This window comes from Psychrobacillus sp. FSL K6-2365, from assembly GCF_038003165.1.
Taxonomy (GTDB): domain Bacteria; phylum Bacillota; class Bacilli; order Bacillales_A; family Planococcaceae; genus Psychrobacillus; species Psychrobacillus psychrodurans.
The window spans coordinates 3393615-3413164 of the sequence record NZ_JBBOOO010000001.1 but is presented as its reverse complement, the minus strand read 5'-3'; the positions used below and the strand labels follow the sequence as shown (position 1 = coordinate 3413164).

The 19550-nt window shown below is 36.5% G+C and carries 19 protein-coding genes, 1 riboswitch and 1 other annotated feature; of the genes, 15 read left to right on the top strand and 4 right to left on the bottom strand.

All coding sequences use genetic code 11. The annotated features are described in order from the left end of the window. Positions 1-140: 140 nt before the first annotated feature. The 3 genes from MKY29_RS17205 (at position 141) to MKY29_RS17195 (ending at position 1851) form a co-directional block, all read left to right on the top strand. Positions 141-404, top strand: a complete 264-nt coding sequence (locus tag MKY29_RS17205; RefSeq protein ID WP_090568295.1) for a CD3324 family protein — start codon at positions 141-143, stop codon at positions 402-404. Between the two features lie 148 nt (positions 405-552). Next, positions 553-1194, top strand: a complete 642-nt coding sequence (locus MKY29_RS17200; protein WP_093495112.1) for a FusB/FusC family EF-G-binding protein — start codon at positions 553-555, stop codon at positions 1192-1194. Between the two features lie 15 nt (positions 1195-1209). Next, positions 1210-1851 carry an NUDIX hydrolase gene (locus MKY29_RS17195; protein ID WP_241598457.1) on the top strand — a complete coding sequence of 214 codons (642 nt, stop codon included), beginning with the start codon at positions 1210-1212 and terminating at the stop codon, positions 1849-1851. Positions 1852-1908: 57 nt separating this feature from the next. Here MKY29_RS17195 and MKY29_RS17190 read toward each other — a convergent pair whose 3' ends face one another. The 3 genes from MKY29_RS17190 to ypfJ all read right to left on the bottom strand — a co-directional run bounded on the left by MKY29_RS17190 (position 1909) and on the right by ypfJ (position 4702). After that, a complete protein-coding gene (locus tag MKY29_RS17190; RefSeq protein WP_093495110.1) occupies positions 1909-2475 on the bottom strand; it encodes a 3D domain-containing protein in 567 nt (188 codons plus the stop codon). A 393-nt stretch (positions 2476-2868) separates the two neighbouring features. Beyond that, on the bottom strand, positions 2869-3711 hold the full coding sequence (gene dapF, locus MKY29_RS17185; RefSeq protein ID WP_340880369.1) for a diaminopimelate epimerase: 843 nt from the start codon (positions 3709-3711) through the stop codon (positions 2869-2871). Between the two features lie 142 nt (positions 3712-3853). Then, on the bottom strand, positions 3854-4702 hold the full coding sequence (gene ypfJ / locus MKY29_RS17180; RefSeq protein WP_241598465.1) for a KPN_02809 family neutral zinc metallopeptidase: 849 nt from the start codon (positions 4700-4702) through the stop codon (positions 3854-3856). Between the two features lie 119 nt (positions 4703-4821). Here ypfJ and MKY29_RS17175 point away from each other — a divergent pair, with 119 nt between their 5' ends. The 12 genes from MKY29_RS17175 to MKY29_RS17120 all read left to right on the top strand — a co-directional run bounded on the left by MKY29_RS17175 (position 4822) and on the right by MKY29_RS17120 (position 17406). Further along, positions 4822-5853, top strand: a complete 1032-nt coding sequence (locus MKY29_RS17175) for a S66 family peptidase (RefSeq protein WP_093495108.1) — start codon at positions 4822-4824, stop codon at positions 5851-5853. Positions 5854-5856: 3 nt separating this feature from the next. Further along, the gene (locus MKY29_RS17170) at positions 5857-6945 is read left to right on the top strand and encodes an NAD(P)/FAD-dependent oxidoreductase (RefSeq protein ID WP_340880368.1); all 1089 of its coding nucleotides are present in this window, start codon (positions 5857-5859) and stop codon (positions 6943-6945) included. Between the two features lie 23 nt (positions 6946-6968). Then, positions 6969-7877 carry a methyl-accepting chemotaxis protein gene (locus tag MKY29_RS17165; RefSeq protein ID WP_241598469.1) on the top strand — a complete coding sequence of 303 codons (909 nt, stop codon included), beginning with the start codon at positions 6969-6971 and terminating at the stop codon, positions 7875-7877. Between the two features lie 66 nt (positions 7878-7943). Continuing rightward, the gene (locus MKY29_RS17160; RefSeq protein WP_093495106.1) at positions 7944-8234 is read left to right on the top strand and encodes a hypothetical protein; all 291 of its coding nucleotides are present in this window, start codon (positions 7944-7946) and stop codon (positions 8232-8234) included. A 294-nt stretch (positions 8235-8528) separates the two neighbouring features. After that, positions 8529-8630, top strand: a riboswitch (purine riboswitch). Between the two features lie 148 nt (positions 8631-8778). After that, positions 8779-9366 (top strand): xanthine phosphoribosyltransferase, encoded by a 588-nt coding sequence (locus MKY29_RS17155; protein WP_241598471.1) that lies wholly within the window; start codon positions 8779-8781, stop codon positions 9364-9366. After that, positions 9363-10637, top strand: coding sequence for a nucleobase:cation symporter-2 family protein (locus tag MKY29_RS17150; RefSeq protein WP_340880367.1), 1275 nt, complete (start codon positions 9363-9365; stop codon positions 10635-10637). The genes MKY29_RS17155 and MKY29_RS17150 overlap by 4 nt, the downstream gene beginning before the upstream one ends. Positions 10638-10743: 106 nt before the next feature. Next, positions 10744-11712, top strand: coding sequence for a UV DNA damage repair endonuclease UvsE (gene uvsE, locus MKY29_RS17145; RefSeq protein ID WP_093495103.1), 969 nt, complete (start codon positions 10744-10746; stop codon positions 11710-11712). A gap of 107 nt (positions 11713-11819) precedes the next feature. Beyond that, positions 11820-12260, top strand: coding sequence for a cell wall hydrolase (locus MKY29_RS17140; protein ID WP_093495102.1), 441 nt, complete (start codon positions 11820-11822; stop codon positions 12258-12260). A gap of 282 nt (positions 12261-12542) precedes the next feature. Then, positions 12543-13817 (top strand): MDR family MFS transporter, encoded by a 1275-nt coding sequence (locus MKY29_RS17135; RefSeq protein ID WP_093495101.1) that lies wholly within the window; start codon positions 12543-12545, stop codon positions 13815-13817. A 584-nt stretch (positions 13818-14401) separates the two neighbouring features. Then, a complete protein-coding gene (locus tag MKY29_RS17130; protein WP_340880366.1) occupies positions 14402-15385 on the top strand; it encodes a bifunctional NUDIX hydrolase family protein/GNAT family N-acetyltransferase in 984 nt (327 codons plus the stop codon). A 191-nt stretch (positions 15386-15576) separates the two neighbouring features. Next, positions 15577-15927, top strand: coding sequence for a hypothetical protein (locus MKY29_RS17125; protein ID WP_090568336.1), 351 nt, complete (start codon positions 15577-15579; stop codon positions 15925-15927). Positions 15928-16419: 492 nt separating this feature from the next. Next, positions 16420-17406, top strand: coding sequence for a ketoacyl-ACP synthase III (locus MKY29_RS17120; RefSeq protein ID WP_340880365.1), 987 nt, complete (start codon positions 16420-16422; stop codon positions 17404-17406). Positions 17407-17527: 121 nt separating this feature from the next. Here the strand turns inward: MKY29_RS17120 and MKY29_RS17115 are convergent, their stop codons facing one another. Continuing rightward, entirely contained in the window at positions 17528-18892 is a 1365-nt protein-coding gene (locus tag MKY29_RS17115) for an aspartate kinase (RefSeq protein ID WP_340880364.1), read from the bottom strand. 378 nt (positions 18893-19270) lie between these two features. Then, positions 19271-19503: a binding site (T-box leader), on the top strand. Positions 19504-19550 lie beyond the last annotated feature (47 nt).

Below are 19550 nucleotides of genomic sequence, written 5' to 3'. Positions count from 1 at the left end.
GACAGTGCAACGCCTCATGCAAAGCCTAATGATGGAAAGGCGATCTTTGTATGAGAAGCTATAAATTAAATTATATCGCCATTTCATAATGTTGGCTTTGCACCTTATTTAAATAGTTAAAAATAAGGAGCGAGCGTAAAATGACATATATCAAGGCAACTTCCGTTTTACCTGAGGAGCTAGTGAAGGAAATTCAAAAGTATATTCAAGGGGAAACAATTTATATTCCTAAACCGGGAAAAACTTATAAACAATGGGGAACAGTTTCAGGTGAAAGGAAACGTATTGATGAGCGAAATAATTCTTTAAAGAAAGCGTATAGAAATGGTGTTTCTATGGGACAGCTTGCAAATGAGTATTATCTTTCGGTCGAAACTGTTAAGAAAATTGTCTATACAAAGTAAAAGTATATACTGGTAGCTCCTTTAGGGGCTATCAGTTTTTTTGTATTCATATGGTGAAAACAATTACTAATCATCTTATCCGTTTATTAATCAATTATTATTCGATACAATTGGACTAACGAAAATAATTGTGAATGGAGAGGTAAATATGAATCCTTTCATTAGAAGTGATCAATACAACTTTATCAAAAAACAGACACAGGCATTGGTAAATGGACATGCAACAGTAAATGATCGCGGAGTATTAAATGCCCTAAGAGCACTGTCATTAGAGAAAGTACTTGGGCTATTTGAGGAATCTACAGAAGCTCAAAAAAACCTATTGAAAGCAATTGTAGAAATAAAAGAAAAATTAGAAGCAGAAAGTTTTCTAGAAACCCTAAAGCCTTATGTTATCCCCTTTAAAGAGATAAGCGAGACTGCTATCAAAAAGATTTTTCCGAAAGCGAAGAAACTCAAAATTCCTTCATTAGAGAATATAGACTTTAAAGAATTATCTTATTTAGGCTGGTTGGATAAAGGGTCCAATAAAAAATTTCTTGTTATTGAATACAAAAATAAATTAGTAGGAATTTCTGGGGGTTATAAAAACTCCAATAAAAAAGGGATTTGTGCATTATGTAATCGAACTGAAGAAATTGGAATGTTTACTTCTTCGGTCAAGGGCATGACTCAGGATGCATTTATAACGCGAGGAAATTATATTTGCCAAGATAGTCAAAAATGTAATGAGAACATCATTTCCTTGGACAAATTAAATAAATTTGTAGAGCTAATTGAAAATAAATAAATTAAGAGGGATTATATGGAGCAGGAGCTACTAAAAGTATTTGACGAGCAGCATCAGCAAATAGGTGTAGATACCCGAGAGGAAATTCATCGTCTTGGATTATGGCATGAAACATTTCAATGCTGGTTCATTGGTAGTCATGAAGGAAAACAATATGTTTACTTACAATTACGCAGCAACTTGAAGAAGGATTATCCGGGATTGTTGGATATTACTGCCGCGGGTCATTTATTGGAAAGTGAAACAGTTTTTGATGGGATACGCGAGGTAAAAGAGGAGCTTGGAATTGATATCCTTTTTGAGGAATTGTATTCACTTGGTGTTATAAAATACTCTGTTACGACGGATGATTTAATAGATAATGAATTAGCCCATGTATTTTTATACGACTGCGCATTGGATTGGGAACAATTTACGCTACAGGTTGAGGAAGTGTCTGGCGTAGTAAGAGTGGAAATAACTCAATTTGTGAGTTTATGGCAGAGTGAAATAGAGGAAATAGAGATAATCGGTTTCGAGGTAGAGGAAGATGGAACAAGAAGACCAATTCATCAAATGGTTGATAAAGAGAGCTTTGTACCACATGAACAATCCTACTATGAAGTAATATGCGAAGAAATGATATCTTTTACATCAAAAAACCAACTTTCTAGTTAAGAAAGTTGGTTTTATCTATATCTAACTCCAGCACAAGTCGATGCTTGCACGTTTCTATTATTCTAAGATTTTAACTTTGACACTTTTACGACCCCATTTATAGGCTTCGCTTTTCGATGAAAAAAATACATCTATTTTATTCCCTTTGATAGCACTACCTGTATCTCCAGCTACTGCGTATCCATAACCTTCGACATAAACTTTGGTGCCAAGTGGAATTACTTTTGGATCTACTGCGATGACTTTTACATCTGGATTGCGTTTTAGGTTAATACCTGTGCTAGTGACACCAGAGCATCCGTTACAAGTTGCTGTGAATGCACTTGCAGAGACAACAATCTCTTTAACTACTTTATCCTCTGTTGTTCTAGAGGGAGTTTTCTTTTTCTTCGCAGCAGTAGCCGCTTTTGAAGAAATTTTTAAGCTTTGATTGAGTTTGATCGTATCTGATTTTAGATTATTCCAAGACTTTAAAGTTGATACAGACACTTTGTGTGTTTTAGCAATTTTATACAAAGTATCTCCTTTTTGTACAGTGTATGTTGAAGATGCGGCTAGGCTTGTGCTTGTCCCGCTAACCAATAGTGCAAATGTGATGATGAGTGTCCAAAGAATTCTTCTCAAATACTCTACCCCTTGCTTTTTCAGTCTAAGCACATCTTACCAATACTTTGTTACGAGAATATTACGACAACTTGGCAATGTCATTACAAATCTTAATAATTTTACAAACCTAAATTAACATTAGTAGATTATAGTCTATTAAAGAGATTGACGATTTATACCAATGTAATTAAAAATTATAGCCCATAAACTTTTCAATATAGCCCATAACTCCACTCTATTAACCGATAAATTGAAAAATAGCCCATTAGTTTCTAAATTTAGCCCATAACCGCTCACTAATAGCCCATAAAATAAACGACATAGCCCTTAACTCATCCCACACACTTATATAACATTAAAAAGAGCCTCACTAGTTTTCGCTAGAAAGGCTCTCACTCTATCATCTTAATACTACACTTCAATCTCACCATCGAAGACACTTACTGCAGGACCTGTCATATATACACCTTCATCGGTATAGCGTATGATAAGTTCCCCGCCTAGTAATTTTACGGTAATATCGGAATCTTTGTCGCAGTTACCATTTAAAACTGCCGCAACGACTGCAGCGCATGCCCCAGTTCCGCAGGCAAGCGTTTCTCCACTACCGCGCTCCCATACGCGCATATGAATAGTCTTACGATTCTCTACAGAAATAAACTCTGTATTTACACTTTCCGGGAAAAATGAGTGTTGCTCAAATTTTGGACCAATTAATGGTAAGTCTACCAACATTGGATCTTCCACAAAAATAACACAGTGAGGATTGCCCATAGACACTGTTGTGATGTGATATGTTTTGTCTTCCACTTGAAGGGGGAAGTTTATTAACGGATTTGTTTCCTTTGATTGGACGGTTATAAGTGCAGGTTCTAAAATGGCTTTGCCCATGTCTACTTTGGCAGAATTCATTTTGCCATTTTCGATATAGAGCTCAATCGTTTTAACGCCACTAAGGGTATCAATTGTTAACACTTCTTTTGTAGCGATATTATTATCGTACACGTATTTAGCAACGCAGCGGATAGCATTTCCACAAATTTTCCCTTCACTGCCATCTATGTTAAACATTCGCATCTTTGCATCTGCAATATCGGATGGACATATTAATACTATCCCATCCCCACCAATTCCAAAATGGCGGTCAGATATATGCTGGCTTAGTGTATTAGGGTCATCGATAGTATGCTCAAAACAGTTAATATAAATATAATCATTTCCGCAGCCATGCATCTTAGTAAAAGGTATTTTCATCTTCAGCGTAACTCCTTTTTGGCGCAATCTTCTTATTTGCCCGCATATGTAAAAGCCCGAACGGTTCGGTCATTAAAAAACCCGAACTGATGGAATTTTCACTTTTATCTTATTATAGCATAGGGGGCAATGAGAAAATACGTTATGGAGTTTTACTATTAAACGTGTCCCCACCTTGAATTGTTCCTTTTTCATAACCTTTATAAAACCAACCTTTACGTTGTTCAGAGGTCCCATGTGTGAAACTTTCTGGAACAACATAGCCCATAGCTTGTTTTTGAAGTGTGTCATCACCAACAGCACTTGCAGCGGTCAATGCTTCATCTAAATCTCCTTCTTCCAGATAGCCCATTCCTTGGGCATGCTTCGCCCATACTCCGGAGAAATAATCTGCTTGAAGCTCAAAGCGGACAAGGTACTTATTGAATTCTTCTTCACTTAGCTTCTGTCGAAGAGGCATAACTTGTTCAGTTGTCCCAAGTAAAGTTTGAACATGGTGGCCAACTTCATGTGCAATAACATAAGCCATTGCAAAATCGCCAGGAGCATTGAACTTCGTTTGTAGTTCCTGATAGAAGCTTAGGTCGATATATAATTTTTGATCACCTGGACAATAAAAAGGTCCAACTGATGCACCAGCTGCTCCACATGCAGAATCGACACTATCTGTATATAACACTAAAGTCGGCTCTATGTATTCCATTCCATTTTCTTGGAATATTTTAGTCCAAACCTTTTCAGTATCAGCTAGTACAACAGAAACGAATTCGGATAGTTCTTTTTCTTGTTCAGTTTCCTCATACGGAACATTGCTTGATTGATCTGTTGTACCAAGATTTCCAATCAAATCATCAGGGTTTCCGCCAAGTAAGGAAATGATGATAACAATGATTAAACCCAAGCCTCCGCCGACTCCGGCAATAGCTTTTCCACCACTCATACCCCTGCGGTCTTCTACATTAGAACTACCAGCTCTACCTCTCCATTTCATCTAACACACTTCCTCTTCCATTACAGTTTTATGTATATTGTTTTTATACCCAAAATTTTTCAAATTAGACATTCATTGTGGACAGATTGCTTTATAATGAATAAAAAGGGGGATTTGTCATGCTTAAAAAACCAAAAATGCTAAAAGCTGGAGACAAGGTGGCGACGATTAGTTTGTCATGGGGAGGAGCTGGGGAACCAGATCTTCGTTGGAGATATGAACAGGGAATAGGAAGATTACGCGACGTTTTTGGATTGGAAGTTATAGCGATGCCAAATAGCTTAAAGGGTGGAGACTATTTATACGAAAACCCACAGGCTCGTGCAGAGGATCTAATGAATGCATTTAAGGATCCTTCCATTAAAGGTATATTTTCTAATATTGGTGGTAGCGAAAGTATTCGATTATTACCATATATTGATTTTGATGTAATTCGAGATAATCCAAAAGTATTTATAGGCTATTCGGACTCCACTGTAACGCATCTATTCTGTCATAAAGCAGGAATATCCTCCTTTTATGGACCAGCTATATTAATGGATTTCGCAGAAAATGTAGAAATGCATGAATATACGGTAGAGGCTTTGAAGAAGACTTTGTTCTTGAGTGGTCCAATAGGTGAAGTGAAACCTGCAACAGAATGGACAAGTCAAAGATTAGAATGGATTGTTGAAAATAAAGATAAAAAACGTCAAATGAATCCAAATAATGGCTATGAATTATTACAAGGTTCAGGAGTAGTACAAGGCAGATTAATCGGAGGTTGTATCGAAGTTTTAGAATTTGCTAAAGGTACATCGCTTTGGCCGGCAGAAGAATATTGGAAAGATAGTATTTTATTTTTTGAAACGTCTGAAGAGCTTCCAACACCTGGAAATTTAGAGTATTGGCTACGCAATTATGGCACGCAGGGAATTCTTCAGCAAGCGAAAGGAATAATTTTTGGTAAGCCTCAAAATGAGAAGTACTACGAGGAATACAAGGATTCCATTCGTTTAATCATGAAAGAGCTTTCCTTAGATAATCTACCAATTTTATATAACTTGAACTTTGGACATACGGAACCTAAATTTGTGCTGCCATATGGGGCAAAGGCGGAGATTAATTGTGAAAATATAACGTTCTCTATTCTAGAAAGTGGAGTGGAGTAAACAATGTCCTCTTATATCGTAATAGGTGGCGGGATTCTAGGGGCGTCGACTGCGTACCATCTTGCAAAACGAAATGTGAGAGTTACGCTAGTAGATCGCCAGGATATGGGCCAGGCATCAGCTGCAGCTGCGGGGATAATTTGCCCATGGATCTCTCAACGAAGAAATAAAAAATGGTACACATTAGTAAAAAATGGAGCGTACTACTATAAACAACTTGTAGAGGAATTAGAAGCTCTAGGAGAGACTTCTACAGGTTATAAAAAGGTGGGGGCCATTGCTCTTCAAAATGATCCGAAAAAATTACAGAAAATGCTAGAGCGTGCGTTGGAAAAAAGAGTAGATGCGGCTGAAATTGGTGAACTGAAAATATTATCACCAGAAGAAACTAAGGAGCATTTTCCTCTAATTTCAGAAGACTTCACTTCTTTATATGTAGAAGGTGCTGCACGAGTGGATGGCGGTGCAATGCGTGATGCATTGATAAGTGCTGCCAAAAAACTAGGGGCGGAAGTAATTTATGGCAATGCTTCGATTTCGAATGGTATTTTAATAGTGGATGGTCAACAAATGGAAGCTGATGCCATCGTTTTAACTGCAGGTGCATGGGGCAATGAGATACCTCAGGAGCTTGGTGTTAATATGAAAGTTAGTTTTCAAAAAGCACAAATCATGCATTTTCAAGTGAATAATTTGTATACTGGAGAATGGCCGGTTGTCTTGCCACCAACAAATCAGTATTTATTGACCTTTGATAATGGCAAGGTTGTGGCTGGATCTACATACGAAGAAAACACTGGTTATGATGCCAATGTGACAGAAGCAGGTAAGAAAGAGCTTCTCAAGAGTGCTGTAAGTATCGCTAGTTCACTTAATAGTGCTTCTATTGCAGAGGTACGAGTGGGGTTTAGACCATATACACCAGACTTTCTTCCGGTAATTGGAAAGTTACCTGACTATGAGTCCATTTATTTCTCCAACGGATTAGGGGCATCAGGTTTAACAGCAGGACCTTTTGTTGGTGCTGAGTTAGCTAGATTAATCTTAGGGGAAGAAACAGTTTTAGATCTAACTGATTATGCACCAATATAAAGATAGATACGGGGGATGGGATTGTGAATTATTCACAAGTAGAAGAAGTAAACGATATGACTGTGGTTGAGGCTTTAGAAAAGAATTTAGCTATTATTCGATTTGATTTAGATCGCCGTGTAGCTTACGTTAATGAAAATTTTGCAAAAGAAATCGGCTATACTGCAAGTGAGTTAATGGGGAAACAGCATAGAGATTTATGTTTTCCAGCTTTCGCAAATAGTCCAGAATATGAAAAGTTTTGGAAGGATTTATTTGGTGGGAAAAACTTTCAAGATAAGGTGGAGCGTAAAACAAAACAAGGTAATAGTGTTATGTTAGAAGCGACTTATATGCCGATATTCGGCTCTGCTGGAAAGGTGCTCGGAGTTACTAAAGTTGCAACAAATGTAACGGAACGTCATGAAATATTAATGAGCGTGACTGAAGAATTGAAAGAGATGTCCATGGAATTAAGTACTCGCGCAGAGGTTGGAACAACTAGAAGTGAGGAATTATTGCAGCGAATTGATGAAATTGCAATTGGTTCAAAAGAAAATACAGATACTTTGCAAAGCTTACAAGTACAAGCAGATTCGATTCGAGGAATCGTCCAAACAATTCGAGAAATCGCGGCTCAAACGAATTTACTTGCACTGAACGCGGCTATAGAAGCAGCACGGGCAGGAGAGCATGGACGTGGGTTTAATGTTGTTGCCCAGGAAGTACGTAAATTAGCGGGAAGAGTAGAGAACTCAATCGTAGAAGTACGTGAAAACATCGAAGGAATAGCGAAGCAAGTAGAGAAAGTAACGACTAGTAATAGTAATTCTCAGACTAGTATAGAAAAAAGCCAGGAAGAAATACGTTCTGCTTTGGAGGAATTCAAAGACATCTCATCGGCAGCAATAAAATTAGAAAGCCAAACGGCAGAATTTGTGAAGCTGATTTAAAGTTGTCATAATGTATTTTCTCACTCCAATCATGCTAAAATAGTTGAGGTATAGGAGGTGCAACAAATGAGTAAATATCTCATAGGGTATATTGAAATTGAACGACAAATAGATTTCTACTATCAAATGAAACAGGTTGAAAAACAATTCGAACTTCATTTATCAATGGAGGGGTTCGTATCTGATCGACATAAGTTTAAATTACAGCATGTACATGATGTATCTCATAAGCCATTCTCATTTGGAGGCGGCTTATTATACCTTCACACAAATCAAGGTGTTTTTCCATTCCAAATTCAAGAAAATCCAACTAGCTTTATACAAGGCTTTAAGTCACTGAAAACTGAACACTCGTGAACATCTACGTTTTAGTAAAGCGTGGATGTTTTTTTGTGTCACTGATATTGCGAGTATAAGACTTCCGCCCGTGCTTATAGAGGTGTGTCACGGGCGGACACGCACTGTGTCTGGGCGCATGAAGTGAAATTGCGGGCGTAGGACTTCATTGGGAGCATAGTAATTTTAGGAGAGTTGATACATTATGCTACTTCAAATGAAAGTGGCCAAAGTTATAGTTTGCGACTGAATTTTATGAATCATTGAACATATTTGAGGGTGATTGTAAATAGGGATAAGCGTGCTATAATGAGAAATATTCAAATAGCAACAACTCGTATAATAGCAGGGATATGGCCTGCAAGTTTCTACCAGCTTACCGTAAACAAGCTGACTATGGGTGGCGATGAAATACTTGGTTTATGGCATTATTGTCATAATCTATTTTATTTCGATTCGACTTTTTTAGCTCGAATGACATTGCTCCACTCCATAACTGAGTGGCTGCAATATCATTCGGGCTTTTTATTTGTCCAAATTAAAACTGGAGAGGGAATGATTAATTATGAAATTACTACAAGATCAAATTATTAAAAACGGTAAAGTTTTATCAGAAAATGTATTAAAAGTAGATACTTTTTTAAATCATCAAATCGATCCTGTATTAATGCAAGCAATAGGTAATGAGTTTGCTGCACGTTATAAAGATTCTGGAATCACTAAAATACTAACGATTGAATCTTCAGGTATTGCACCTTCTATGTTTGCAGGACTTACATTAGGGGTTCCAGTTGTATTCGCAAGAAAGCGTAAATCGTTAACTCTTTCTGACAATCTATTTACTTCGAAGGTGCACTCTTTTACTAAAGGAGAAACGAATGATATTTCAGTTTCTAAGGATTTTATTAATAAAGAAGATACGGTACTAATCATTGATGATTTCTTGGCTAATGGACAAGCTGCATTAGGTCTTTTAGATATTGTAAATCAAGCAGAAGCAGAAACTGCAGGTGTTGGGATAGTTATTGAAAAAGGTTTTCAGCCTGGTGGAAAACTTATTCGTGATAAAGGTATTCGTGTAGATTCACTTGCCAATATTAAATCATTGTCAAACGGTAAAGTTGAGTTTTTTGAGGAGGAAACGATAAGATGAATAGCGCTTTAAAAAACACTGCGCTCGGTATTCAGCATGTCCTTGCCATGTACGCAGGAGCGGTAATTGTACCATTAATCGTTGGGGGAGCAATTGGTCTATCGACAGAACAGCTTACGTATTTAGTAGCTATTGATATATTAATGTGTGGTGTGGCAACCATTTTACAGGTTATAAGTAACCGGTTTTTTGGAATAGGGCTCCCTGTAGTATTAGGATGTACATTCACTGCAGTTGGACCAATGATCGCTATAGGTGAGGATTACGGGGTTTCTGCTATTTATGGAGCAATTATTGTTTCTGGTGTAGTTGTTATATTAATAAGTGGATTTTTTGGGAAGCTTGTAAAGTTTTTCCCTCCCGTTGTAACTGGTTCTGTTGTAACTATTATTGGAATTACGTTAATACCCGTTGCTATCAATAATATGGGGGGCGGACAAGGAGCAGAAGACTTTGGTTCCGTTTCTAACATTCTGCTAGCATTTGGTACCCTTCTATTTATTGTATTGTTATACCGCTTCTCTACAGGTTTTATAAAAGCTATTTCTACTTTAATAGGGATTGTTGGTGGAACAATTGTCGCAACATTTATGGGGAAAGTTGACTTTTCTCCTGTGCGAGATTCAGACTTTTTCCATATGATTCAACCATTCTACTTTGGTACCCCAACTTTTGAAGCTTCACCTATTATTACAATGACTTTAGTAGCGATAGTATCGTTAGTCGAATCGACTGGAGTGTACTTTGCACTCGGTGATATGCTTGGGAAGAAAATAGAAAAAGAGGATCTAACAAAAGGCTATCGTGCGGAAGGAATTGCCGTGGTATTAGGTGGTGTTTTCAACTCATTCCCTTATACAACGTTTTCTCAAAACGTAGGGCTTATGCAAATCTCAGGTGTTAAGACGAAAACAGTTATTTATATAACTGGAGCAATGCTTATCGTACTAGGCTTCATCCCTAAGATTGCTTCTCTTACAACAATCATTCCTGAGTCCGTGTTAGGTGGGGCAATGATTGCTATGTTCGGGATGATTGTAGCACAAGGGATAAAAATGTTAAGTAAAGTAGTATCTGATACTGAGGATAATTCGATGATAATAGCATGTTCAATTGGTATTGGTCTTGGTGTAACAGTGGTTCCTGAATTATTTGCTGAGTTACCAAAGAACATGAAAATATTGACGAGTAATGGGATTGTAGCAGGAAGCGTGACCGCAATCGTTTTAAATATCGTCTTTAACATGATTCCAAGAAGAAAAATTTCATAACTTTCTAGAGACTACGAGGGAGATAATCCTTTGTAGTTTTTTTATTTAGCTGTGTATAGTGTACTTCCTAGCTATTTTCTCCATACTAATGGAAGAGGTGATAAAAATGACAATTGTACGTCTTGGATATGTTGCGATGAGTATGGAACTAAAAAATGCTTCCCCATCCAAAACAATGACATTCTCTCAATTTCAAAAATACAGAGATCGTGAAGCTGCAATTTCTAAATTAGAACAGATTGCGCTGGCTAATTTAGAAAATACGCATAGACTTCTTAAACATAATATGTTTAGTGAAATTCATTTTTATCGCTTAACTTCTCGGTTAATACCGTTAGCCAACCATGTAGATCTTCCCGATTGGGATTTTATGATACCGTCGATAAAAGAAAAGCTAAATGAAATAGGTGAGTTTACGAGAAAACATAATATGAGAATTGATTTTCATGCAGACCATTTTGTTATACTGAATTCCTCCAAACCAGAAGTATTAATTAATTCATTAAAAACATTAAATATGCATTATTTGCTGTTAAAGGAAATGCAGATTGATCCTACACATCGCTGTGTTCTTCATATCGGTGGTAACTATAAAGATACAGAAAAATCATTGGAACGTTTTATAAATAATTGGAATGATGTTCATAGCTCCATTCAAAAGATGATCATACTAGAAAACGATGATACTTCTTTTACATTTGAAGATACCCTTTATTTGTGCGAAAAATTAAAAGTTCCGCTTGTTTTTGATTATCATCATCATCTTGCCCATCACCGAAACAAAAATTGGGAAGATAATTGGAGTCGAGCAGTGGCAACTTGGGGTGAATCTCCCCTGCCTATCAAAATGCATATTTCTAGCCCCAAAAATGAAGCTGAATTTCGTCATCATTCGGACTATGTGGATGTGAATATGTTTTTCCACTTTTTAAGAGAAATCAAGGGAACGGTTTCGCAGATTGATTGTATGATTGAGGCAAAAAAGAAGGATGAAGCTTTGTTTTTCTTAATCGACGAGATTAAAAAAAGGAAAGATGTTGAAATGATTGATGGTTCCTCTTTTTATTTAAAGTGATCAAATCCCGTCGAATTAAGGATTTATGAATCTCGAAAATTTTTCTTCGAGGTGGATATAGACACCAATGAAGGCATTTTTTCATACTATACTTTGGGGTGAAAAAAATGCCAAGAATAGCTTACCGAAGTAAAGACGTGGATTTAATGGCTAGGATGATGAGAGCAGAAGCAGAAGCTGAAGGACAGCAAGGAATGTTATATGTTGGAAATGTAATTGTTAATCGTGCTAACGCAGATTGTTTAGACTTTAAAGATGTAAGAACAATCGAAGATGTCATTTTTCAAGTACAAGGAAATAACTATTCTTTTGAAGCTGTTCAAAAGGGGAATTTGTTTTATGAAAGAGCGAGAACTGTTGAAAAAAGATTAGCAAAAAAGGCCCTAGATTATTGGAGAGACCATCCAGCGAAGTTTGCTCTTTGGTATTTTAATCCATATGGTCCATGCCCTCCGACATGGTACGATCAACCTTTTACAGGTCAATTTAAACAACATTGTTTTTATGAACCAGTAGCTGGAACATGTGAAAGTGTTTATAGGGGATAGGGAGCAAGAGCCTTACTACATTGTTTAATGTGGTGAGGTCTTTTTATGGGCGATTGTAATTGGTTTATGGGCTATAATCGAAAAATTATGGGGTATATCGGTATGTCTATGAGCTATAGTCGAAACATAAGGCTATATAAAGAGATTTATGGCCTATATTAGCCATCCGAAAGTAATCAATCATTCTTCAATTAGGTTGAGCTCAAATAAAACAGCTATTTCGTAAAACGAAATAATGTGATAATATAGTTTAATCTAGATACGAGTTGTGAGGAAAAAATGATGAGAATAAGAGATTGGGATCGTAGTTTGAAGGTCCGTTTATTTGGAGAGTTTTTTAGTAATTTAAGCTTTTGGATGGTATTTCCCTTTTTAGCGATTTATTTTGCTGATGAATTTGGAACGAGTATGGCAGGGATACTATTGGTAGCATCGCAAGTATTTTCGGTTGGAGCAAATTTAATCGGAGGATATTGTGCGGATAGGTTTGGTAGAAGAACGATGTTATTTTTCTCTGCAACAGCAGAAGGATTAGCATTTATTTTATTTGCTTTTGCAAATTCGCCTTGGTTCGATTCACCGATGCTCAGCTTTGTGGCCTTTACGATTGCAGGTATGGCTGGTTCCTTGTATCATCCTGCAAGTCAAGCAATTGTCGCAGATGTTGTGCCGGAGAAAGACAGAAGTACAGTATTTTCGGTGTTCTATACGTCTATTAATATTTCAGTAGTTATAGGACCTATAGTAGGAGCAGTATTATTCTTTAATTATCGTTTTGCTCTTCTATTGGTTTCAGGTATTATTTTCTGTTTGGTAGGATTGGCCATTAGATTTTTAACAGAAGAGACATTACCTACGGATGTACGAGCACAAATGGCAAGCGGCTCTAATAATTGGATGCAGATTATCGTCAAGCAGGTTAAAGCCTATGGATTAATAGTAAAGGATAAAGTTTTTTTCTTATTTGTCATTGCTGGTATTTTGTTAGCACAAACATATATGCAATTGGATATGCTTATACCAGTTTATATGAAAGAGGCTATCGATAAGCAGGTGCTTGGTAATTTGTTTAATAGAGAATGGGCTGTAACTGGAGAAGGATCGTTCGGTATTCTACTTTCGGAAAACGGATTGTTAGTAGTGTTATTTACAGTGTTTGTCACTAGATGGATGACGAAGTATCCGGAGAAGTGGGTGTTCTTTCTATCCTCGTTCTTATATGCAGTGGCAATGCTGATCTTCCCAATGACAGCGAACTTCTGGGTCTTCCTCATTGCAATGGCAATCTTTACATTAGGCGAATTAGCAACGGTTGGGTTGCAGGAAAGTTTTGTTTCAAAATTAGCACCTGACGATATGCGAGGACAGTATTTTGCAGCGGCAAGTTTGCGCTATACCATTGGTAGGACGATTGCACCTTTAGTATTTCCGCTAGTTACATGGATTGGGTTTACGTGGACATTTGTTATACTAGCAGCTTTAGCATTACTGAGTGGATTCATCTATCTGCTAACGTTTAAAGAATATAATAAACGTAATAAAGGGATGGTATTATAATACAAACTTCAATCAGTAGGAGTGTCATTCCTTTGGGTTTAATAAGGAACTTAGGCAACACCGGGTTGTGAGGTATCGCCTGAGTGACCAATATCTTGTGCTCGGGCCTTAATGAACAGTAGAATGACTACACTATGATTCAGAAGGCACCTAGTGCAGGGTTAAATGCCTGTTGATGCGTTATAAATTGGACAAGGGGTGTTCTCTTAATGAGAACACCCCTTGATTTTGTATAGGTATAACATAACTTTTGAATTTTAAATTTCATCCCGAAAAGCTCGGGGAATAATTTCCATGAAAGAAACACTTTCAATGCCGCGGTAAATTGTTCCACTGGTTGCCTTCTAACCTAAGCAACGTAAACCCTACCTTCTTTTACGTCCTTGCGACCCTGTAGCCGCTCCAGTGTGAATAAGTATTATCAAAAACACATATAGCAGAATGCCAATATCTAAAAACTATGCCGTACCAAATGTTAACTATTGAATTATCTCATACAAAAATATAAATGTCAAATATGGTCAAAAATTAGGGAATAAAATGATATACTATTTTAATCAAAACTGGGTAAAGTGGGTGAAGAAATGGAACAGTGGGATATTGTAAATGGGTTCAGAGAAAAAGTAGGAAAGACATGGATAAGAGGAGATGAAATGAGTGAAGGAGATTTTCATCAGGTAGTACATATTTGGATCATGAATAAAAATGGCCAGTTTCTAATTCAACAGCGACAGCCATGGAAAATAGGATGGCCAAATATGTGGGACTGTTCTGCTGCAGGTTCTGTTTTAATGGGTGAGACTAGTGAAATGGGTGCTATTCGTGAAACTAAAGAAGAATTAGGCATTGAGTTACAAATGGAACATGCAGAGGTGATATTTACTATAAAATTCTCTCGTGGTTTTGATGACCATTGGCTAGTAAAACAAGATATTGATGTGGAAAAATTAAATCTGCAATACGAAGAGGTAGCAGATGCAAAATGGGCAACAGTTGATGAAATACTTGAGCTTGTCGAAAGAGGAGATTTCATCCCATATCATATTTTAAAACCACTGTTTGAGATTAGCAGGTCATCTATTTCTCTAAGGAAGGCTAACTTAACAGATGCTGCGGAGTTATTTGCGATACAAAAAAAAGTTTTTCAACCTGTTTATGAAAAGTATCAGGATCATGACACAAGTCCAGTCTTTCAATCGTTCGAAAGATTTACAGAACGACTAAAAACAGGGGATTACTATAAGATTTATGAAGATGATTTATTGGTAGGAAGTGTTCACGTTTATCCGAAGTCCCCTGGTATTATGCGTTTACATATGATCAATATTTTACAACAGTTTCAAGGGAAAGGGATTGCTCAAGAAGTAATGAATCGATTAGAAAGTATATATCCTGAAGCGGAGAACTGGGAGTTAGATACTATAAAACAGGAACAGAGAAATTGTTATTTATACGAGAAGATTGGCTATATCCAAACTGGGGATGAATGGAAAGTAAATGAGAAAATGACCCTTGTTCATTATAAGAAGTCAATTGGATTTAACCATCTGAAACCAATTTCAACATGAATGGACTTAAAATTTAGCTGTGTAATATTAAATGGGTATTAACAATTTTTGTTATATGACGATACTTATTAGTGGGAAGTTTTTTTGTCTTCCGTGTCTAAAGTAGGTGAAATGTTATAAGTTAAAATACCTATTTAAATGAAGATGAAATTCAACTTTTTCATATTTTAATAAGGAAGTGTTAATAAATTATGGCAGAAGGAACTTACACAATGAAAGTAAATGTCGCGGAAAAGACTGTTGATATGACGGTGAGTGGGACTTTTACTCCTGAAAAAGCTAAACAATTTGTTGATGATTATCAGCTTAAGTTATCATCAGTTAATACAAGTGAATTCGTTCTGGAATTTGATTGCAGAGATTTGGACGTAGTAACAAAAGAAATGATACCAGACCTTGAAAATTGTTTAGCACTATATAAATCTTCTGGATTTAAGAAAGTAGAAGTAGGTATTAAGAAAAGTGCTATAATCTCCATGCAATTAAAACGTTTGGCGAGTAATGTAGGGCTAACTCAGTTTGAAGTAGTTCAAAAATATTAATACTTGCAAAAAGGTAGGAAGCTAGTTATAGGATCCTGCCTTTTTTATTTGATATTTACAAGAATCAATTTCATAAAGAATATTATATAGTTAAATCCGAACAAAGCTGATTTCCGCTCTAGGAGGACGCTTTCCGCGGGCCCGACTTCAATCTCCTCGTCACTAGGAAAACATATGCTCCTGTGGTTACTCGTCGCAAAGACATTGTCAAACAAAGTTCGACCAATGTCCTTCCTGCGGGGCTTTCAGCTCGCGCAGTTCCCGCTGGAGTCGCCGCCTGCCACTCCAATAAACGGGATCGCTTTTTAAAAAAACGAATAATATATTGCGATATTAAGTATACATTCGTATTTTTTAATGAAACAAGTAATTATGAAATTGACTCACATAGCAAAGATTATAACTTTAAAACACGAATAATGATTAAGTTAAGAAAATAAGATTTGTATTTCAGTATAATACTAAAATTAATTAGTGAGGTTTATTACAACTATGACTAACGTTAGAATAAAAGCGGTTGATGTTTACCATGCGAAAAAACAAGTAGATAATGACGTTTACCTTGAACATTTTAAAAAACAAGGAAAAGATATTACAAACTTCTTGAATATTATGGGCAGAAAAAAGCGTTATATCATTAATAATCTTAAAGAAAATACTATTACGATGGCGATTGAAGCGACAAATCAGGTGTTGAAAAAAGCGGGATTAAAAGGTAAGGATATAGATATGATTGTTTTTTCTACACAAGTACCAGAAGTGACTGTTCCAACCAACGCTATGTTCATTCATAATGCTATTCAAGCAAAAAAAGGAACTGTTATTTTTGATATGAACGCAAATTGTGCCGGTATGACGATAGCAGTTGAACAGGCATCACGATATATGAAATCTAATCCACATGTTAATACAGCACTTGTAGTAGGTTCTGATTATCTTTCATTAGTGGCTGATCCAACGGATGCAATGACTTATGCTAACTTTGGGGATGCTTCTTCTGCAATTATTTTAGAAAAAACTGAGAGCGATATAGGATTTGTAGACGCGATGTTTGAAGTGGACTCAAGTAACCGAAATAATATCTTATATCCACAAAAGGGACTATCTCAAACAATTAAAGCAGGTGAAAGTGCAGAATCCATGCTTTGGCTACCATTTGACGGAACAATGTCACTCCCTTATACGTATGAAATGTTTGAATTCATTTTAAAAAGAAATCAACTTAAAATTGATGATGTTGATGTTTTTTGCTTATCTCAATTTGCTAAAGTTAATATGGATGAAATTCAAAAACATTTTGATATACCCGAAGAAAAGGTTATTTATGTAGGAGATAAGTATGGTTATACTGGTACAAGCAGTCCATTTATTGCCCTTCATGAGGGAATCGAATCTGGAAAGATAAAGCGTGGAGACTTAATATTGTTTTGGACAATTGGTGGAGGGCACGAGTTCATTACTATGTTATTTAAATACTAAAGTAAAATGCAGCGGCAAAGATGCCCACTATGAAAAGCCAAAGAACTGAATTTTCACTAGAACTACAATTTGCCAAGAACATAGAAGCAGGCTATCTCTATATAAGAGGTAGCCTGCTTTGTTATCCAACTGTTACTGCAGAGAAAAATTCATTGTAAAGGGCACGCAGTATTTTGTTCTCATTGCTTTCATGAACTCCAAAAGAAAGGCTAACCTCTGAGGAACCTTGGTTAATCATTTCAATATTTGCGCCAGTGTTTGCTATGGCAGATGCAGCACGAGCTGCAAGTCCAGTGCTATTATTCATACCCTCTCCTACAATAACAATCATCGAAAAATGGTGTCGGAAATGTGCATCATCTGCATTAAGTTCATTCAATACACGATTCATAATACGTTCTTCTTTTTCTGCGTCTAATTGATGACTGCGCATGATAACGGAAATGTCGTCTAACCCCGATGGAGTGTGTTCATATGAAATATGCTCCTCTTCTAGAATTTGGAGCAACTTACGACCAAAGCCGATTTCTCGGTTCATCAAATATTTACTTACATATAAAATAGAAAATCCGTTATCAGCAGAAATCCCAGTTACAGGGCGCTTGTTAGCTTTACGTTTAGCTACTATCTTCGTACCGGGAGCTGATGGGTTATTTGTATTTTTAATACATACTGGAATTCCACTTTTGTATACCGGCATTAGGGCTTCATCATGGAAAACGGAGAAGCCTGCGTAAGAAAGTTCGCGCATTTCTCGGTAAGTTATTTCTTCGATTTCGGCAGGATGGTTTACTACTTTAGGATTAGCACAAAATACAGAATCGACATCAGTGAAGTTTTCATATAAATCCGCTTTGACCGCAGCAGCAAGGATAGAACCAGTGATGTCAGACCCTCCACGATCGAAAGTGCGTAGAATTCCGTTTGGTGTAAATCCAAAAAAACCTGGGAATACAACAACACCAGAAAGGTTGTTTAATGCATGTAGATTATCATATGCCAAAGATAGAGCTTGAGCTCGTTCAGGAAAATCGTTTACAACTAATCCAGCAGTCTTCGGATTAACATATTGAGAGTCAAGTCCAATGCTAGTGAAATAAGTAGAAATTAGCTTTGCATTGTTGTCTTCTCCACTTGCTTTAATATTGTCTATAAATAATTCAAGAACGCTTTGGTCCTCTCTGATACGTGCTCGTAAGTCTTCCTCAATGACGTCACAAATGGTCTCATCTAGCGCTAGCCCCTGTGCAATTTCTTTATAACGATTCACTACTTGGCAGAGTTTTTCTTCTACTTCTTCATTATGTATTGCGGCAACGGCTAATTCTATTAGTAAGTCTGTTACTTTTTTATCAGCATCGTAGCGTTTACCAGGCGCAGACACAACAACGAATTTTCGAGATGGATCTGCTTTAACAATTGCTGCCACTTTTTTTATTTGGGCTGCGCTTGCTACAGACGTTCCGCCAAATTTGCTTACTTTCATCTAATCAAATCCTTACTTTTTTATTATATTTGTACTTATGGAATAAACAAATGGTTTTTTACAGTGTACAAATTATATCGTTAGAGGTCAATAACATTGTAGTTATTTCTTTAATTTTATTTTTTCAATACGAACTTTAAATTGAAATTTAATATTAGTGTTCGTACTTGGCGGTATAATTAGTATATTAAAATTAATTTCATTGTTTTTATTATTAGAACACGAATTATAAAAATATAAAATATTTTTTTGAATGAGTGAAAATGCATAAAATCAATGTTTTTGGAATGTAAAAGAAAATGGTAGCGTTTACAAATTTTTTAACTATATTGACAATTCAATTGATGGTAAGTATGATGGTTTTAATTCAATAAAGCGTAAACAATATTGACGGAGATAGACTGTACTTGTTGAGATCTTAAGAGAGCTGATGGTTGGTGTAAATCAGTGGTTTCGTTTGTAGGGTAGCACTCTAGAATTGGTGGACTGAAACAGAGGATTTAGGTTCATCCGTAAATGCGCGTTAAGCATACTAATTGAGAATCTGCGAGATGATTGCAGTAAAATTTGGGTGGTACCGCGTGAGTTATTATAAGCTCTTCGCCCCTTACATAATTGTAGGGAGTGGAGGGCTTTTTTATGTTTTCAAAATAAGGGG

Bases quoted from the DNA above. Each gene is read 5' to 3' on its own strand.
- MKY29_RS17150 (WP_340880367.1), top strand. From the start codon at position 9,363: ATGAATAGCGCTTTAAAAAACACTGCGCTCGGTATTCAGCATGTCCTT.
- MKY29_RS17195 (WP_241598457.1), top strand. From the start codon at position 1,210: ATGGAGCAGGAGCTACTAAAAGTATTTGACGAGCAGCATCAGCAAATA.
- MKY29_RS17130 (WP_340880366.1), top strand. From the start codon at position 14,402: ATGGAACAGTGGGATATTGTAAATGGGTTCAGAGAAAAAGTAGGAAAG.
- MKY29_RS17135 (WP_093495101.1), top strand. From the start codon at position 12,543: ATGAGAATAAGAGATTGGGATCGTAGTTTGAAGGTCCGTTTATTTGGA.
- MKY29_RS17200 (WP_093495112.1), top strand. From the start codon at position 553: ATGAATCCTTTCATTAGAAGTGATCAATACAACTTTATCAAAAAACAG.
- MKY29_RS17115 (WP_340880364.1), bottom strand. From the start codon at position 18,892: ATGAAAGTAAGCAAATTTGGCGGAACGTCTGTAGCAAGCGCAGCCCAA.
- MKY29_RS17175 (WP_093495108.1), top strand. From the start codon at position 4,822: ATGCTTAAAAAACCAAAAATGCTAAAAGCTGGAGACAAGGTGGCGACG.
- MKY29_RS17125 (WP_090568336.1), top strand. From the start codon at position 15,577: ATGGCAGAAGGAACTTACACAATGAAAGTAAATGTCGCGGAAAAGACT.
- MKY29_RS17155 (WP_241598471.1), top strand. From the start codon at position 8,779: ATGAAATTACTACAAGATCAAATTATTAAAAACGGTAAAGTTTTATCA.
- ypfJ (WP_241598465.1), bottom strand. From the start codon at position 4,702: ATGAAATGGAGAGGTAGAGCTGGTAGTTCTAATGTAGAAGACCGCAGG.
- MKY29_RS17160 (WP_093495106.1), top strand. From the start codon at position 7,944: ATGAGTAAATATCTCATAGGGTATATTGAAATTGAACGACAAATAGAT.
- MKY29_RS17120 (WP_340880365.1), top strand. From the start codon at position 16,420: ATGACTAACGTTAGAATAAAAGCGGTTGATGTTTACCATGCGAAAAAA.
- dapF (WP_340880369.1), bottom strand. From the start codon at position 3,711: ATGAAAATACCTTTTACTAAGATGCATGGCTGCGGAAATGATTATATT.
- uvsE (WP_093495103.1), top strand. From the start codon at position 10,744: ATGACAATTGTACGTCTTGGATATGTTGCGATGAGTATGGAACTAAAA.
- MKY29_RS17205 (WP_090568295.1), top strand. From the start codon at position 141: ATGACATATATCAAGGCAACTTCCGTTTTACCTGAGGAGCTAGTGAAG.
- MKY29_RS17140 (WP_093495102.1), top strand. From the start codon at position 11,820: ATGCCAAGAATAGCTTACCGAAGTAAAGACGTGGATTTAATGGCTAGG.
- MKY29_RS17170 (WP_340880368.1), top strand. From the start codon at position 5,857: ATGTCCTCTTATATCGTAATAGGTGGCGGGATTCTAGGGGCGTCGACT.